The organism is Sulfurimonas sp. (assembly GCF_028694605.1).
In the GTDB taxonomy this organism is placed as follows: domain Bacteria; phylum Campylobacterota; class Campylobacteria; order Campylobacterales; family Sulfurimonadaceae; genus Sulfurimonas.
Genome location: NZ_JAQVKP010000005.1, coordinates 1 through 17,654 on the forward strand (window position 1 = coordinate 1; position 17,654 = coordinate 17,654).

The 17,654-nt window shown below is 34.9% G+C and carries 14 protein-coding genes and 1 pseudogene; 5 read left to right on the forward strand and 10 right to left on the reverse strand.

Features of this window, described 5'->3' with window-relative positions; all coding sequences use genetic code 11:
• Positions 1–87 precede the first annotated feature (87 nt).
• The 8 genes from PHY84_RS03900 to PHY84_RS03935 all read right to left on the reverse strand — a co-directional run bounded on the left by PHY84_RS03900 (position 88) and on the right by PHY84_RS03935 (position 8,756).
• Positions 88–810, reverse strand: a complete 723-nt coding sequence (locus PHY84_RS03900) for a hypothetical protein (protein ID WP_299857949.1) — start codon at positions 808–810, stop codon at positions 88–90.
• Positions 807–1,655 (reverse strand): protein kinase, encoded by an 849-nt coding sequence (locus PHY84_RS03905; RefSeq protein WP_299857951.1) that lies wholly within the window; start codon positions 1,653–1,655, stop codon positions 807–809. Before PHY84_RS03905 ends, PHY84_RS03900 begins: the two co-directional genes overlap by 4 nt.
• Positions 1,634–3,712, reverse strand: coding sequence for a protein kinase (locus PHY84_RS03910; RefSeq protein ID WP_299857954.1), 2,079 nt, complete (start codon positions 3,710–3,712; stop codon positions 1,634–1,636). Before PHY84_RS03910 ends, PHY84_RS03905 begins: the two co-directional genes overlap by 22 nt.
• Positions 3,712–4,770, reverse strand: a complete 1,059-nt coding sequence (locus PHY84_RS03915; RefSeq protein ID WP_299857956.1) for a DUF1887 family CARF protein — start codon at positions 4,768–4,770, stop codon at positions 3,712–3,714. The genes PHY84_RS03910 and PHY84_RS03915 overlap by 1 nt, the downstream gene beginning before the upstream one ends.
• A 185-nt stretch (positions 4,771–4,955) precedes the next feature.
• Positions 4,956–5,381 carry a DNA phosphorothioation-dependent restriction protein DptF gene (dptF, locus tag PHY84_RS03920; RefSeq protein WP_299857958.1) on the reverse strand — a complete coding sequence of 142 codons (426 nt, stop codon included), beginning with the start codon at positions 5,379–5,381 and terminating at the stop codon, positions 4,956–4,958.
• A 120-nt stretch (positions 5,382–5,501) separates the two neighbouring features.
• A complete protein-coding gene (locus PHY84_RS03925; RefSeq protein ID WP_299857960.1) occupies positions 5,502–5,717 on the reverse strand; it encodes a hypothetical protein in 216 nt (71 codons plus the stop codon).
• A 92-nt stretch (positions 5,718–5,809) separates the two neighbouring features.
• Positions 5,810–7,393: a type II toxin-antitoxin system HipA family toxin gene (locus tag PHY84_RS03930; RefSeq protein WP_299857962.1), complete on the reverse strand. Its 1,584-nt coding sequence runs from the start codon at positions 7,391–7,393 to the stop codon at positions 5,810–5,812.
• A gap of 289 nt (positions 7,394–7,682) precedes the next feature.
• Positions 7,683–8,756, reverse strand: a complete 1,074-nt coding sequence (locus PHY84_RS03935; protein ID WP_299857964.1) for a site-specific integrase — start codon at positions 8,754–8,756, stop codon at positions 7,683–7,685.
• Between the two features lie 167 nt (positions 8,757–8,923).
• On the opposite strand from PHY84_RS03935, the gene PHY84_RS03940 reads away from it, so the two are divergent.
• From PHY84_RS03940 to PHY84_RS03960, 5 genes are all read left to right on the forward strand, one after another.
• Positions 8,924–9,739: a TolC family protein gene (locus PHY84_RS03940; protein WP_299857966.1), complete on the forward strand. Its 816-nt coding sequence runs from the start codon at positions 8,924–8,926 to the stop codon at positions 9,737–9,739.
• 69 nt (positions 9,740–9,808) lie between these two features.
• Complete coding sequence (locus PHY84_RS03945) at positions 9,809–10,228, forward strand: TolC family protein (protein ID WP_299857968.1); 420 nt, start codon at positions 9,809–9,811, stop codon at positions 10,226–10,228.
• Between the two features lie 4 nt (positions 10,229–10,232).
• Complete coding sequence (locus PHY84_RS03950) at positions 10,233–12,398, forward strand: type I secretion system permease/ATPase (protein WP_299857970.1); 2,166 nt, start codon at positions 10,233–10,235, stop codon at positions 12,396–12,398.
• The gene (locus PHY84_RS03955; protein ID WP_299857972.1) at positions 12,388–13,770 is read left to right on the forward strand and encodes an HlyD family type I secretion periplasmic adaptor subunit; all 1,383 of its coding nucleotides are present in this window, start codon (positions 12,388–12,390) and stop codon (positions 13,768–13,770) included. The genes PHY84_RS03950 and PHY84_RS03955 overlap by 11 nt, the downstream gene beginning before the upstream one ends.
• A gap of 2 nt (positions 13,771–13,772) precedes the next feature.
• Positions 13,773–14,387: a response regulator transcription factor gene (locus tag PHY84_RS03960; RefSeq protein ID WP_299857974.1), complete on the forward strand. Its 615-nt coding sequence runs from the start codon at positions 13,773–13,775 to the stop codon at positions 14,385–14,387.
• Between the two features lie 2 nt (positions 14,388–14,389).
• Here PHY84_RS03960 and PHY84_RS03965 read toward each other — a convergent pair whose 3' ends face one another.
• Positions 14,390–16,078 carry a cadherin repeat domain-containing protein gene (locus PHY84_RS03965; protein WP_299857977.1) on the reverse strand — a complete coding sequence of 563 codons (1,689 nt, stop codon included), beginning with the start codon at positions 16,076–16,078 and terminating at the stop codon, positions 14,390–14,392.
• A gap of 152 nt (positions 16,079–16,230) precedes the next feature.
• Positions 16,231–17,654, reverse strand: a pseudogene (locus PHY84_RS03970) (hypothetical protein); the annotation flags it as partial.

Here is a 17,654-nt window from a genome sequence, read left to right on the forward strand (position 1 = left end):
TATTTGATTGATGTTTTGTATTATTTTTGTGGTAAAAAATTATAACATTTACATGATTTCAAAAGGCTTTTTAAAATTTAAATTAGCTTAAATTATTGGTTGTTTGCGGGAATCTGCAAGTGGCTCTCTGTAATAGTATTTATAGGTACTTGCAATATCTTCGGCTTTAAATTCAGTATATACAAAAGGCTTTTCTGCTCTTGCTTTAGCATCTTCAATTTCATACTCTTTGTTTACATAAGCTTCAAGTGTTTCTAAAATCTCTTCAATTTTTGATGATTCACTCTCACTAAATTCATCTTCATCATCAACTTGCTGTTCATTTGATTTGATAATTTTTGTATTAATCGTACCTATTTTAGTAGCTAGATTTTTTATATCATTAGCTAGTCTTACATCATCACTCTCTGTATATTTTTGATTATAGTCTCTTCCAGAGAGTATAAAAACTCCACTATGATTAATTCTAATACCGTATTTTATAAAGTCAGTCTTTTTAATATTTGTAGCAAATGTAAGACCATTATTACCATTTAAAAAAACTTTGTTTTTTTCTAAGTTGAGTGTGCAAGAAACAATAATTTTCCCTGATAAGATATTAATAAATACTCTATCACCTTTATTGTCAAGCCTTATATATGATGTTCTACTTTTTGTTAGTTCATTAAGTATTTCACTCATCGAGGGTTGAAATGATTCTGGCCATCCAGCTCTATAGTCTTTACCCTCTGATATTAAAATTGAAAAGCTATTTGCAAAAACTAATGTCTCTTGCCAAAACGGTATTGTTTTATTATTCCATATACTCATCTAACGCTTCTTTGTAGAGTTTTTAAATCATTTATAATTGCACTTAAATTGTTTATTCTATTCTTACTGTTAAACTCCAACATCCCTTTAAAAATCTTTTGGTAAATTGTTGTATCACATTGACAACTTAGTTCATCTAATTGAAAATCAAACCATCCATTAAAATCATCATTAGGTATAAGTGATAGATTACTTGAATGTAAGATATAATAAAATACATGCCCTAATGCATAAATATCACTCCATATTCCAATAGTTCCAATACCTAACTCTTGTTCAGGTGATTGAAAAATAGGAGTACCTTCACCTTGTAGATTTCGTTTTAGTGCAGATAATCCAAAGTCAATAATACTTACTCCACCTCTAGCATCTTTAGGGTTAGTTATAAGAATATTATCAGGCTTTAAATCTCTATGTATAATACGATTTTGATGAACTTTTTGCATAATAGTGCAAATCTCAATACAGTAATTTATTCTTTGTTTGATTTCAAAGCCATCTCTAGGTGGAATTTTAAAACTATTGGTAGCGGTTTTTCCATCAATCCAGTCCATCACAACGCAAACCAAATTATCTTTTTGAAATTTATGATGTATTTTTGGAAAATTGATTTTATTAGCATTTTTATTATAAGAAATTATCTCTTTTTCTATATCTTGTATGTCATTCATTTCTACATCATAGACTTTTAAAGCATAATAGGAACCTATCTCTTGATTATAGATTTTATAAAGACCTCTTTTTGTTATATTTGAGTAGTAAAGTTCCTCTATAATATCAAAGTTAATTTGTAAGTTAATACTTAATCTTTCATTTTTAACTATCAATTCTCTTCTCCCATCCACGATTTTATATACTCTATTAACTCATCAACAGTTGGCCTTGAAGATGGATCATTACTTAGAATACTTTTTAGATGATTTGCTGCAATATTTGGTAGCTTACACTCATTACATAGTGTGATATGCCAATTTTTATCTTTTTTAGCTACTAACATTCTCTCTTTTTGATTTGAAAAAAGCAAATTACCTCTTAACATTTCACAAATAATTTGCCCTAGACTATAAATATCCGCCGCAATTGAAATATCACTACTCGCATTTGCATTAACCTCTCGTGCCTCATATGCACTATCAAGTAACCTTCGTCCCCTTGGAGGTAGAGTAGGTAAAAAATCTAGCTTACAAAGTTCAAAGTTTATAAGAATAGGTTTATTATCAGATGTAATAATGATGTTCTTAGGGTTCAAGGCTCTATGAATAACAGATTCATCTTCTAACTCTTTAAGTGTTAATGCCAATTTGTAGATAATTTGAAGTTTTTGAAGGTGAGTGGCACTATTACTAGTAAGAAATTCTTGCAGTGTAAGTCCATCAATATATTCTAAAACTATATAAAGTTTTGTACCTATTTGATCTTCATCTTTAAAATCTTGTACATTATGTGATTTATTCAAATCTTGCAGAGCATCTGCTTCTCTTTTTATACGATTCGCTTCCTCTTCTAAAGAACCTTTTGAAATAGTTGTTAGTTCATACTCTTTAATCCAAATAGGTTTGTTTTTTCTAGTGTCAATTCCTTTATAAAGTGAGTAATATTCTGTAGATAAGCTTTCATCTTTATTGTTTGGATTGAAAGAATATTTCCCATTTTTAATGGATATATTGGATTTATCTATACTTTGGCTTGATTCATTCGATAAATAGCTATCGCAAATTGATTCTATATGCTCAAGCGAGAGTCTATATTTTTTCCCTTTAGAAATATCATTTTTCCAATATTGCTTTAAAATTTTAGGAAAACTTGCCACATTTGAAATAAGAATATTGCCACTTTTATAAATACCATCAAGCGGATTTCCTATTCCATCTATACATTGTATCTTAGAGTTGTTGTGTGTAAAAATTATTGCACCAATTCGTTTTTCTTGAAGTTCTATATCTTTAAAAATACTCCATGATGTAAAGTCATCCATAGCTTCATTGATTTTAACTATCGGTGAAGTATCAGTATGAATACTTCCCTCAAAATTAGCTCTCATTGGACGACCTCTACCTTCTATAGGTACTTCAATATCACCATACCAATCTTTTAACTCTAACAAAACTACACCAAATGGACTAATGAGTATCCCATCTAATTTTCTAAAACTATTTTTTACCGCTATCTCGGCACCACCAAGTATTTTAAAGCCATTAAAATCTGGATCGCTAAAAAGTGCATTTGCAATTTTTGCCAAACCATCTTTTTCATGCTCATATTCTTCTTGTGGACCAATGAAAGGGAAATATGGCCATTCATAGTTTTCATAACTAAGAGTTTTCTCAAAAGGGAAAAGACAAAATGACCAATCATTTTCTTTTTTAATTTTATTTGCAAAAGAGTACCAATCATTGTTATTTTTTAGATTATCTAAGTCACTCAGCTTAAATTCTTTAAAATCAAGTCCATCAGTAGCTGCAATATATGTTGCAGCATTATCAATAAGAAAGCTACCTGAAATGATATCAATATTAAGCATGCCTAAAACACTTTCTGGTTGATTTGAAAAAGCTATCAGAGGAGTTGTTTGGGTGGCGGTTACTTTTAATATTTGAGTATTACCTACGGAGCTGTAGTAGATTTTATTGTCTAGCTTTTTTAAAACACATACACTTGCAATCATATCATCATTTTTTTCTACTAAGTAATCATTTAGCTTTTCAACTATCTTTTGATTTGAATGAGTCAATAATTCATTTTCCTCTTCATTTAAAAACTCTACAATGGATTTTTTTGTATGTTCAGGATTTTTAGAAATTGATACAGCATCAATGATTATGCAAACGTTTCCGCACATACTAATCCAAATTGCATCTCCATTTTTAATTTGATTTTTTGAAACAAAGCTTTTAAAAAACACTATTTACCCTTTATTGAAAACCATCTTCTACATTCATCAAGAAAATGCTGCTCATCAAATTTTTTAACCGCATAAAAATTTATATTGTCATTTTTTGCACGAGCTAAATCTTGGTGACCTATATTTTTATTTCCTACAGTTAAAATCATTCCTTTCCCATCATCATCTATATAGTCTATAATTGAATCTGTTTTATAGAGATACTCAGATGTTTTAAAGTTATCAGTAAATTTACATTCAATGGTATGAAGATGATTATCTTTCATGATTAAGATGTCTATTTCATTATTGACATCTTTGTCAAACTGAACTGAAACTCCAGTCATAATGTCATCTACTTCAAAATTATCTTTAATAAGCCAATATATGTACTCCTCAAAAATACCACCTTTTACAAACTGTTCTTTGTTTTCACCCATTTGTTGGATTAAACCTTTATAAAAACCTTTTGATGAATCTGTTCTACTGTATGTATTTGCAAAATTTTTGAACTGTGGAAGATTTTGAGTAATCTCTTTTATGTAAGGCTTTCTTCTCTCTAAAGTAAATCTGTTTGTAAAACCAACTAAGTCATACCCTTTTAGTCTTAGATGATTTTTAATATCTATTATTTTTTCCACTTTATGTTTTGTCATACTGTTTTTTGAATGTAGATTGTAGGTGTTTGCATATCTATCATAGACTATTATATTTGAGCCTAAATCAAGAAGTTGATTTGTTAAAACTAGTGTAATTGAAGTTAGTCCATCTGTACTATTTAAAAAAATCTCTTTTGGATCTTGTGAATGTTTAATGATTTCTTTGTAGCATTGCTGAATACTTTCAAAACTATCTTCTTTTACTTTGATGGGAGTTAGTTTAAAATCAAGTTTTTTTTCATCTTGAGTTTCATAATTTGAAAGAAAATATTCTTGACCTTTCAAAATCTTTGCTAGTTGTTTAATATCATGTTCACTATCATCATATATCAAAATATGCTTTGTAATTTGTTCTTTAAATTCATAAAAAATAGGCAGTATAGATGAATGAAAATCTCCTAAAATAGACACTAGAACCATCGTATGACACCCCGTTAAAACTTATATAAAGCTTGAATTTATTTTGTAAATTTGAAAATATAAGATTATACTTGAATATAAATAACGAGTTACTTAGTTGAGTAATCTTATTTTCTATTTCTTGAAATATACCTCTGTTAGTATAGTTTTTGAAATGTCAGGCCCATTACCCACAATTACAAACATTATGAAATTTGTATGTCACTATGTGTCTCACTTCCATCATACAAATAGTTTATCATTATCCCAATATTTATTCCGACAACTAAAGATTTGTCATCATTTTTATATTTATCAAAGCTATCATCTAAAGCTTGAATGGAGGTTTGTTTAGGAGCAAAACTATGAGTGGCATCAACATGAAAATCGTAATTTGGACTGTATTTGCTAATGTATTTATTTATAATGGCTGATTTACCATCACCACTGCTACCACTTAAAAAAATGATACATTTTTTATTGAGATTTGACTCTAGTGTTTCTAAATATTTTTCTTCAACTTTTGTAACTACATGCAAATATTCAAATAAAGATGAATCAAAATTTAAAGTGTTAACTGCTTCAGGTGAAGACTTGGATAATTTTTCTATTAAAATTTTTAGCTGTGACACATTCTACTACCTTGCATAAAAATATTTAACCGTTGCGATTAAAATATAATATCCTAAATAGTAGATTATATCCAATACTTACTAAAGAGTAAACGAATATTATTGTGATATTTTACATATCTATTGCCAAAAATAAACATTTACAGCGATAATCACTAGCATAATTACAACATCAATTTTCCAGCTCCAGTAGTTAGCAATATTATTGAAACCATCATAGCTTGATTCGCTAGTTTCATCATCATAACTATTTGAGCTATGGCCATAAGGTGTTCCATTTACATCTAGTCCGCCACCTGACATTGGTAAGCCTGTACTTGGGTTTATATCGTTCATTGTTTTCTTCCTTTTATAAATATCTTTATAGGTATTCATAATTTTTGAAGAAAACTATTTGCTAAACTATCAAACTTGCCAAACTGACATTTTCAGATACCAAGTTTTTCAAACCAGCCATTTTGTTTTAGAGTTTCGCATCTATTTTCAAAATGTTTCATCATTACAACATCTAAAGTAGATTGAGATTTAATTCTGACTTTTTTATCTTGTGCATTTGGTTTTTCTTTTATAAAAAACTCGATATTTTCAAGTTTTAATATTTTTTTGATGTAAGTTGGCATCTTTTGTACATATACACTTAGTATCCTTTTAGCTGATTCTTTAAAGTCATTTTTATCTACTTTTGCTTTACTTACGAGCTTCAAAAAGTCGTTGTATCTAATATTTGTTTGCTTGCCGTTGATACTTAGATGTGACTCAAAATTTCTAATGCCGTTATAAAATCCTGTACTTGCAATATCATATAGTGGTGCTATGAAAATCTTATCATTATCATATATTGCAGATATATTTTTTGTGTGCATATCTTCATGCCTGATTACAAAAGAGTAGAAGTAGTACTCAAGCATTCTTAGACGGTCACTCTGCCTAGGAAAGACTTTTGCAGCCATTTCAAAAAGCTTTTCTGAACTTGTTTTATATTTATTATCACTATTTAATCCCATAAAAGTAGAGAACTCTTTTCTTTGAAATTTATAACTTCCAACCCTATCAAAATACTTTATAAAGTAGTGGTACTCTCTGTCATCTTCTCTTTTGAAAATGCCATTCATAGGAACATCAAATCCCAGTTCATTTTTTGCAAAACTCATATGTAGATGTTCATTAATAGCTATATGTGGAAAATAGTATTCGCTCTTTTCATCGGCTTTTATGGGATCATACGGCTTTATAAAAAAGTTTGCATTCTCACCATTTTTTGGAGTTCTAATAGTATCTCCATCAAGCACCACTTGAAGTTTATGCTGATAACCAGATAAACTCATAGTTCGCACATGTTTTAACTCCTCGGTTTCATCCATATGCAGTGTAGGAAAAAGTGAGACATCATCAACATCTATAGTGTATGTTAAAATATTTGGGAATTTGTTTTTACCTAAAATCTTCTCTTTATTTACTAGATAATTTTGAGGTTTCAACTCTGATGTAAATTCCAAAGATTGTGAAGAAAAAATCAAATCATTTTTACTATAATCATTGTGAGCAAGTAAAAAAAACTCTGTAGCATTACCAATCTTATCAATCAATATTTTTCTATCAATCCCTTCTGGCAAACACTCTTCAAAATCCACAAAACATGATTCTTGAACGAATGTTTCCAAACTAAATGGCATTTGAAATTTTGCGATATATTTACCACTAATTAGATAGTTTGTATCGTAAGTAAAACAGTAAGTTTGATAATCGTATCCCAAATAACCAACTAGAATTTGATTTTGATAAATGTAAAGAAGCTCATCAAACTCTTCATAATAAGCATTTGAGATTTTATATGCTGTTTGTGAACTTTGTCCTGCAATTTGGACTCTTTTTTGAGTAAGGAGAAGTTTTAACTCATTTAAAATAGCTCTTTTGGAAACTCTTTCTAACTTGCTTTCAATAATACTTCGGGATATGTAAGTATCACTATTTGAAGCTAAAATCTGTAAAATATCAAGAGAGAGTTGTTTCAAGTTTAATCCTTAATATAATCTAAAACATATGCACGAGCTACACGAGAAGTATATTTGAATAAAACTTAATATAATCTAAAATGTATGCACGAGCTACACGAGGTATATTCAAAATTATTCGCTCTTTTTTCGCTCCAAAATCAGATCTTAAATAAATATGAGAGAAGAAATATAGAAAGTAGAAAGCCTTTATTTATCGGGTTTTTCTGTAATAAATATATAAGTAGCCTATTCGTAATAAACTCGTATTTGCACCTTACAAACCCCTATTTTAGGGCTTTAGCGCTTTTCATTCAGAGAAAGTGCCCATAATCGTGCCCATTTTTTCAATATTTCTTATTCTTACTTCATCATCTTCTTTGATAAATTTTGTGTATGTTGAGAGGGTAATTGAAACATTTTTATGTCCAAGCATATTAGACACCCAAACAATATCTGCCCCTCGGCTTATCATCTGTGAAGCAAAAGTATGTCTTAAATTATACAATGGTCTCTCTTTCACACCGCTTTGTTTTATAATCTCTCTAAATCTCTTGCCTATGATGTCATGACCATAGAAAGGTTCATTTGATTGATTTAAAAAAATATAAGTTGCATCAACTGTAAGTTTCATTTGTTCAAGAAGTGCTTGCTCTGCAATTGGCAATAAATCTATTTTTCTATTTGATGACATTGTTTTAGTAAGTCCATCTTTAGGTTTTTCGCCTTTTTTACTTCGAACTCTAGTTCGCTCAATAGAAATCATTTTTCTTTCAAAATCTACATCACTCCATTTTAAAGCGACAATTTCCCCAGGTCGCATTCCTGTTGCAGCCATAAAACTAATAAAGTTTTTTATATATCCTGAACTATTTTCAAGTATCAAGGCTAGTTCTTTGTGGCTAAAAGGCAATACCTCTTTTTGCTGATTGTTCATCTGCATTTTAGGAGCATTTACTTTTTCAAGTGGATTTTTTACAATAATATCGTTGTTATAAGCTTTTTGAAGTATAGAATATAAAACTGAACGATACCTCTGAACTGTTAAATGTCTGTACTTTAAAAGCAACCTATTTTGCCATTTCTCAAGCTCAATAGGAGTCAAACTCGAAATCAATCTTTTTCCAAAGTATGGCGATACATGATTTTTGTAGTGCTGTTTATTTTTTTCATTTGTATGCTCTCTAATTTGTGTGCTATGAAGTTCAAAATACTCATCTGCAAATTCATCAAGTATCCACTCTTTTGACTCTTGAAGCTCTTCTACTGGCTCTTTACCAAGCCCAATGATAATATCAGGAATGATTTGTCGTTTTATGATTGTCAAATTTTGCTGATTTGAAGATAGCTCAGTAAATCTTCTAATCCTTTTTCCATCTGGCAAATAAAAATCGAGCCACCATTTATGTTGACATCACTTTTGTATAGTGTTCGTGTCGGTTTGTGACTAATAGTTGCTGTTATTTTTACTAAGGCACAAAATAGAGGCAATTAAGTACATCTTAATATTTCAAGCAGTAAACTTAACGGATATACATAAAAGGATGTCACATGAAACGTTCAATATTACTCTCGGTTGTTTTGGTTCCAATGATGGTGAGTGCTATGTCTTTAACTGAGGCTGTTAAAAAAGCTGTTGAGACGCATCCGCAAATTGAGATGAAAAAAGAGGATCGTGAAGCTCAGAAGAGGCTTCTTCCAAAGGCGCAAGCTGGTTATTTGCCATCTGTTGACCTATCTTACTCGGTGGGTCCTGAAGTTACAAAAACGATTAACAACAAGCGGGAACGAGAGAGTTTAACTCGTCAAGACGCTTCTGCCGTGTTAGTTCAAAATGTTTTCTCCGGTCTTGATACTACTTATGCGGTTGAACAACAAAAAGCACTTATCTCTTCAGCAGGAAATAATGTAAAAGAGAGCGCAAATGAGTTGGCGTTGGCTGCTTCTACTTACTATATTGAGGTACTCAGAACGCATGAGCTGCTTAAAATCGCAAAAGACAACGTAGCGGTACACAAGAAATATCTTTCACAGATAGATGAGAAGGTAAAAGCGGGAGTTGGTCGTAGTTCTGATTATAAACAGACACTTGCACGTTATGAAAATGCTCTGAGTATTGAGTTTTTGGCTGCGCAAAATTATGATAATGCTGTTTCAAGTTTTGAGCGTATCTTGCCAGGCAATTTAGGTGCGGCAGATTTGGAAAAACCTGCGGTTGGCAGCATCCCTGCAAATGACTTGGAGTCTTTAGTAGAGATTGCTATGAAAAACAATCCAAAAATCACTGTCTCACATTCGGATATCGAAGTTGCAACGGCGGCGCTGAAACGCGCTGATGCACCTTTTTATCCAAAAGTAGATATTTAGGCTGAAGCGTATTGGAACAAAAATGTTCACGGTATAGCAACGGATGCACCGACACCTAGTTTATATGAAGTGGATTCTGGCTATAACGCACTTGTAGTGCTTAGTTACAATATCTTCAACGGCTTTGCGGACAAAGCAACCAAAGAGGCTAGCCGTCACAGACTGCTCAACAAAAACAGTACACTTGCAGATGCAAGACGCTACATAAGAGCCTACACTGAAATCGCATGGCAAACGTTAGAGTCAACAAAACAGCAGCTTGTTCATCTTGATAACACTATCAAATCAAGCGGCGAAACTGTTGCCGACTATGAGAAAGAGCATGAACTCGGAAGAAGAAGCATCATCGACCTCTTAAATATAGAACTTGAGTACAACAGTGCAAAAAACCGCAAGGTTACTGCTGAGTACGACAGACTTATCGCTTACTATCAAATCCTTGCATATACCGGCAAGATATTAGAAGAGATGAACATTACAGTTGAGTGATTTTATGGAAAATCCTCTCTTAGAGTGCTTGGTAATTTTTACCAAGCTGTACAATCGTCCCTATAGTGCTGATGCACTTGTTGCGGATTTGCCGGTTCCTGCCGGCAGAACTACTCCTAAACTTTTTTCACTTGATGAAGACGGCTCAAAATCTGCTTTTCACCGTGCGGCACAGCGTGCGGGATTTAACTCTAAGTTAGTAAACTACTCATTTAAAGATATATCCCCCCTGCTTTTGCCGATTATCCTTATTTTAAAAGGGGAACACGGAGATGAAAAAGCGTGCATTCTTACCGAGATAAGCCCAGATAGAAAATATGCAAAGATTATCTTGCCAGAAGTTGGAGAGAGTGAAAACTGGGTTAAAAGTGAATTTTTAGAGACTGAGTATATAAACTTTGCATTTTTGCTTAGACATGAACACCACTACAAAGATGCGCATAACCGTCTCTTAAAGCATGATGAACATCACTGGTTTTGGGGAACGCTAAGATACTTTTCCGGTGTTTATATTGATGTTATCATTGCCTCTTTTTTGATCAACCTTTTTGTTATGGCAACACCTATCTTTACACTAAATGTCTATGACAGGGTTGTACCAAACAATGCCATCGATACGCTATGGGTTTTTACGGTTGGTATCGTAGCGATTTATGTTTTTGATATCGTCTTAAAATTTTTGCGTTCCTACTTTCTTGAAAATGCCGCCAAAAAAAGCGACGTTATCATGTCCTCTATCATATTTGAGCATGTACTAAATCTCAAAATAGCCTCAAAACCACGTTCTGTAGGCTCTTTTGCAAGCAACCTTAAAGACTTTGACTCTATAAGAGGTTTTTTTACGGCATCTTCTATCGCTGCCATAATCGATCTTCCATTTACCGTCATCTTTTTGTTCATCATATATATTATCGGCGGTTGGCTCATTATGATTCCAATCGGCAGTGCATTTGTTATTATGCTTTACAGTATTTTTGTCGAAAAACCGATGAGAAGAAGCGTTCAAAATACATATGAGGCATCTGCTAGAAAAAATGCCGTTCTTATAGAGTCACTGACTGCTCTTGAAACTATCAAAGCATTGGGAATCAGCGGGCAGTACCAATGGAAATGGGAAGAAGCAACCGGTGATGTGGCAAAAAAAGGGTTAAAATCTAAGATTTTATCCAACTCCATCTCAACCGTTGTCAATTTTATCGTCCAAATCAACACTGTACTACTTATCGTTGGAGGGGTTTATGCTATAGGCGAGAGAGAGTTAACGATGGGCGGGCTTATAGCGGTTGTTATGCTAGGCTCAAGGATGCTGGCACCTCTTGGTCAAGTTGCAGCGCTTATTGCCAACTTTCAGCAGACAAAAACTGCTTATGATGCCATCAATGACATCATGAAACTCTCAGTTGAGCGTGAAGAAGCTAGAAATTTTGTGCAACGTCCATCTTTTAAAGGAAAAATAGAGTTTAGGCATGTGAGTTTTACTTATCCACATACCGATAACAAAATATTGGAAGATGTAAGTTTTACTATCAATGCCGGAGAGAGCGTGGGCATTATAGGAACTAACGGCTCTGGAAAAACAACGATTGAAAAACTTATCCTTGGTCTCTATGAACCAACAGAGGGTGCAATCCTAATCGATGGAATCGATATCAAGCAGATTGACCCTGCCGATTTAAGGCATAACATCTCTTACGTACCGCAAGATGTTATCTTATTTCAAGGCACACTCAAAGAAAATGTTGTGCTTCGTGCCCCAAATGCAAGTGATGAAGAGATTATCAAAGTTTCTAAGCTCAGCGGTATCAATGACTTTGTCGATACGCATCCGATGGGGTATGATATGCCTATCGGCGAGAGAGGGGATGGTCTCTCAGGCGGACAGAAGCAGTCTATCTCCATCGCACGTGCTTTTATACATGAAGCGCCTATCGTTTTGCTTGATGAACCTACAAACTCTATGGATAGCACACACGAAAACAACTTTATCAGAGCTTTGGGAAATTACAAGGCGGGTAAGACAATGATTTTGATATCGCATAAAAATATTTTACTTGCTCTCACACAGAGGCTCATCTTGATAGACAAAGGCAGAGTAGTATTGGATGGCTCACACGATGAAGTACTCACACAGCTTCAAACACCAAAAAAAAGAGTAACCGATGCGTCTTGAAGATAATTTTGTAGAGTACTCTTATAACAAAAAAGATATTAAAAATCTTCGTATCAAAAATGAGGAAGATTTGGAGTATATGAACTCTGTCAGTGCAGCTATGATTACACATAATACACTGGCTACAAAACTGATGCTCTGGATTAGTGCTTTTTTTATCATTTGGCTTATTTACTGGGCATATAATGCTGAGATTGATGCGCTTACAAGAGGACAAGGAAAGGTTATCCCCTCTTCTCAAGTTCAAGTTATCCAAAACCTTGAGGGTGGAATTGTCAGTGAAATTCTTGTCGCTGAGGGAGAGAATGTAAAAAGGGATGACATTCTTATCAAGATTGATGACACCGGTTTTGTCAGTAGTTTTACGGAGAGCAAACTCCGCTACAATGAGCTTCAAGCAAAAAGTATCCGACTTTTGGCAGAATCAACGGGAACTCCTTTTAATGCAAGTGATGCCATTAGAAAAAATGCTCCTGAACTCATTAAATATGAAGAGTCTCTCTATCTTAGCAACAAAGAGCAGCTAGATAACAGCATACTCATTCATAAGCACCGCTTAGAACAAAAAAGAGATGAATTAAAAGAGACTGAAGCAAAACTTTCAAACTTGACAAAAAGTTATGAGTTTATCACACGGGAGCTGGCGCTTAACAAACCTTTGGTTGATAAGGGGATAGTCTCTGAGGTCGAGTATCTCAAACTTCAAAGAGAGGCAAGCAGTATTGAGGGGCAGATGAAAGCAACCAAGCTCTCTATCCCTCGTCTCAACTCTATGATAAATGAACAGCAAAACAACGTTTTAGAGCTTCAGTTCAAGTTTCGCAACATCGCCAAAGAGAAATTTAATGAAACTAAAGCTGAAATGGCAAGGATAGAGAGCGCTAATGTTGCCAGAGAGGACAAGGTAAAGCGAACACTTGTGCGCTCTCCCGTAGATGGAACCATCAAACAGCTGCTGGTAAACACTGTAGGCGGAGTTGTAAGACCGGGGATGAACATCATAGAAATCGTCCCAACTGAGGACAATCTGCTCATAGAAGCAAAAATTCGACCTGCCGACATCGCATTTTTATTTCCTGGACAACGTGCTATTGTAAAATTTTCTGCTTATGATTTTGCCATTTACGGCTCACTTGAGGGTACGCTCACGCACATAAGCGCAGATACCATTTACGATGAAGCAAGCAGGCAAAATTACTATCTTGTACGCATCAAAACGGACAAAAACTATCTTGGAAACGAGGAGAGAAAACTCAACATCATAGTTGGAATGACGGCTGACGTTGACATCATTACAGGGAAAAAGACGGTACTTGACTATATCTTAAAACCAATACTGCGCGCACGCGAAAATGTATTAAGTGAGAGGTAACTATGAAAAAGATTCTACTCTTTACAAATATGTCTTCCATTCAAAAACATTGGGAGAGAGCTTTAGAAAACTCTTATGAGACGCTTTGCTTTGAGAGTTTTGATGCGCTGCTTAAAGAACTGGGGAGCCAAAAAGAAAAAACAATCGTTATGGTTGATGAGATGAGCATCTCAAATATTGAAGATGCGCTACAAAAGCTCAAAGAGTACCCTCACGCCGTTGTTTTACTTTTTCACGCTCTACCTGAGGTTTACCATGCCTCAACTCTTCTTAGCAGCGGAATAAAAGGGTATGAAAACACCTACATCAATAAAGAAAACCTGCTACAAATGCTTCATGCGGTAGAAAACGGCAAAAACTGGCTATTTGCCGACTTGACTTATTTTATCATCAGCAAATTTATGCAAAGCAAAAAGAAAAATGAGCCTGATTTCATATCACTGCTTACAGAAAAAGAGAAAGATATAGCACTTATGATTGCTGAGGGATTGAGCAACAAAGAGATAGCGCAAAGAGAAAAAATTGCGCTATCTACAGTAAAGGGTCACATCCACCATATCTTTGAAAAGGCGGGCGTGACCGATAGGATTTCACTTGTGTTGAAATTTAAATCGTAAAATCAGACTGTTTCAATCGGTATATCAACATCAATAAGAAGCTGTACACTTGAGTCATCTATATTTGTGTATGTGTTATACCCCGCTTCCGTGACATCCGGAGAAGTGTCAAGCACCCAACCATTTTCTGCAAAGCCGCTAACTCCGTCACTACTATTTCCAGTGATTTTCAGCACTTTATCACCATCTGTTATATCTATCACATCCGCTAGTGTGATATTTGACAATGTATAATCACCATCCGCCAAGTTGATTTCATCCACGGAATCCGGCTCATCTCCTTCAAAATCATTACCTTGTTCTAACAATACTCCAATATTTATAGCACCATCTGAAGGCTCTGCGCTATCAAAAGTAATAACCTGTTCACCATCTGCTCCAGTTATCCCAAAATCATCAATACTCCAAGCCTCTCTATCTTGACCTTGACTATCTGTATTGACAGACTGAAACTCCACTTTAATAATGCCGTCTTCAGGTACGGTAACATCAAAGTCATAGTTAAAGTACCCAACACCCTCGCTGTCTGGCGAATATGTCTCTGTATGAATCACTTCATTTTCACTATCATATACTCTGACTACAAAAGTATCATCATTCTCCCACTCTTTGACTCCAAGCTTAAATGAGATATTTACATCTTCTTCTGCATTATCACCTAACGCAAAAGTATGCCATCTTGTGTCACTGTCTTGATAAAACCAGCCAAGCTCTTCAGGTGGATTTTCGGGATTGCCGGTTCCTATGGCACTCTCATTTCCTTCACCAATCCAGCCTTCGTTGTTATTACCTGGAGGGCTGTCAAATGTATGTAAGACCAAACTCTCAGCAGGTGCCGTAGCCACATTCCCCGTAATGTTGTTGATGGAGATAGTCAAGAGTTGTGTTGTGTAGTTTCCTGCATCATCTGTTGCAGTTACATACACTTCATAGTGATTGTCCTTATCGGTATCAAGAGGATTTTCATAGTCAGGAACCTCGTTAAATTTCAAAATACCGCTTAGAGGATCAATCGTAAAGTTTTCACTATCTCCTCCTGAAATACTAAAACTAACTCCATTATCACTACTTGCAGTAACTTGCATAACTGAAGATGTGTCTGTCTCGTTAAACAATGCAACATCAGACGATGTAATCACAGGCGGTGTGATGTTTGGGGGAGTGGCATCCTCTGGGAGAGCCTGTTGCAAAGCATCATAGTTTGGCACACTGCTAAACTCAACCACTCCAAACCCAAGAGGAGTATTTGGACCTCTGTTAAATCCAAGCACGCTAGAGCTTGCAACTATCTCTGTCTCCGTAAACGAAGAGCTTCCCTCCGCACCCTCTTCACCGGCTGCGGTTTCTAAATCATCAGCATCGCCAACAGCCGTTTTCAAATCCTTAGCATCACTAGCAGATGTTTTAAGGGCATTTACAAGGCTCTCATCACTTGCCACGCTCTCCATCGCATCTCTGCCATAGACAACAGAACCATCTGCCAAAACTCTAAATATCCCATCATACGCAGACGCTTCAGGAAGCGCTAAAAACTTTATCTGAAAAAGAGCATTCGGGTCACTACTGACAACTTGCTCATTTTCAAAAACATACCCACTATACTTTGGTTCACGAACAACTCCATCAACACCAACAATCTTGATGTTACCCTCTGATACTTGTATTTGTCCTATTACTTTTCCAGCTGCCATGTTACGCCTCCATCTTGAATTGTGCGTAAATTCTAACATAGGTAATTTTGTAAGTAAATAGTACTTTGGTATCGGTCTGATATTTTTGATTGATTGAAAAGAAAGAAAGATAACTTGCAGTCATAAACGACTGCAAGCAAAAATAGCAGTTTTTAATCTACTATAATATCATCTTCAACTTGAAGAATAACAAATCCGTCCGTATATATCTCGTAGCCGCCTACACTTCCGGTAAATGGCAGAGAATCAGTGTTTATATTAATTGTATTAGTACCCTCTTCTACAGACTGAATAATCAACGTATTAGCATCATCGGTTGCGTTAATAACGTCATTTGCATCAATTCCAGAAACGGTATCGCTACCAATTACTGTTGCACCTGAACCCAACTGAATTACCTCAATGTTAGAAACATTAGAGAGGTTAACGGTCCCAGAACTTACTATAAGCGTATCTATTCCTAAACCTCCGTCTATTTCGGTATCTAAGATATCATAGGCAATAGTGTCATTTCCAGCACCACCATACAAGGCATCTGCCCCCGCTCCGCCATCAATATAGTCATTACCGTCTCCACCAGTTAATGTATCGTTACCACCCTCGCCCGCTAACGTATCGTTACCATCTCCACCACTGAGTATATCTGCTCCTGCTCCACCGAAAATAACATCATCGCCCTCCTCTCCAGCAATTTCATCACCATTTGAAGTTCCAACAATCACATCATCACCACTGGTTGCAGCAAGTGCAAAACCATCCCCAGCCTCCCAAGAAGTTGCAATGCCTTCAATGGAATCAATTGCACTCTCTATAACATCCAGTTCCGCTTCTGAAGGCTCATCGGCAAAATCAAATATTAACTCCACACCACCATTTTCCGGAGAAACTGAATAATAATTGTATGCACCATCAGCACTTAAAACAGCACTAGGAGCAAACCCATCTACTACCAATACACCGCCTAAAGAAGAAGGAACTTTAAGTATAAGATTGCTTAATGTCTCACCGGCATCTGTAAGTTCTGCACTTGCTTCTACACTATAAGTCACTAAGAAAGGTGAAACAAGCGCAACATTTTCTACCTTAAACTGGTCATTCGTGGATGTATTGCTAACACGAACTTCATTAAAATAAATATCTGAAGAAAAAGTGAGTATCTTGCCTGCCGATTCACTTGGATTACCGGTAAAATAATCATTTAAGGAATAAGTTTTTATCACTTCACCGTCTTTTATTAATTCAACTATCCCTGTATCATTATTCGGTCTTCCATCAAAACTTTTGATACTCATAGAAACGCTTCTTGCATAGCCATCAAATTCTAAAACACCAGTACTTCTACCAGAATTAATAACCGGATCATAAGATGTAAAAGTCTCATTCTGATAATCCTGGACAATTTCCGGTGTTAAATCAGGTATAACAGTCACAAGTGGCGCATCTGCCGCAGGAGTTACATCAATCGTCATTGTCTGAGGAGTTTCATCTACACCGCCGTTGTTATCAACAACTGCAAATTCAAACGAATCATATCCTGTACCGCTCTGGTTTGCTGCCGGTGTAAATGTTAACAATC

What these genes read in the sequence shown, in the direction of transcription:
- PHY84_RS03900 (WP_299857949.1), bottom strand. Translation starts at nt 810, where the DNA reads ATGAGTATATGGAATAATAAAACAATACCGTTTTGGCAAGAGACATTA.
- PHY84_RS03915 (WP_299857956.1), bottom strand. Translation starts at nt 4,770, where the DNA reads ATGGTTCTAGTGTCTATTTTAGGAGATTTTCATTCATCTATACTGCCT.
- PHY84_RS03925 (WP_299857960.1), bottom strand. Translation starts at nt 5,717, where the DNA reads ATGAACGATATAAACCCAAGTACAGGCTTACCAATGTCAGGTGGCGGA.
- PHY84_RS03940 (WP_299857966.1), top strand. Translation starts at nt 8,924, where the DNA reads ATGAAACGTTCAATATTACTCTCGGTTGTTTTGGTTCCAATGATGGTG.
- PHY84_RS03950 (WP_299857970.1), top strand. Translation starts at nt 10,233, where the DNA reads ATGGAAAATCCTCTCTTAGAGTGCTTGGTAATTTTTACCAAGCTGTAC.
- PHY84_RS03955 (WP_299857972.1), top strand. Translation starts at nt 12,388, where the DNA reads ATGCGTCTTGAAGATAATTTTGTAGAGTACTCTTATAACAAAAAAGAT.
- PHY84_RS03960 (WP_299857974.1), top strand. Translation starts at nt 13,773, where the DNA reads ATGAAAAAGATTCTACTCTTTACAAATATGTCTTCCATTCAAAAACAT.
- PHY84_RS03965 (WP_299857977.1), bottom strand. Translation starts at nt 16,078, where the DNA reads ATGGCAGCTGGAAAAGTAATAGGACAAATACAAGTATCAGAGGGTAAC.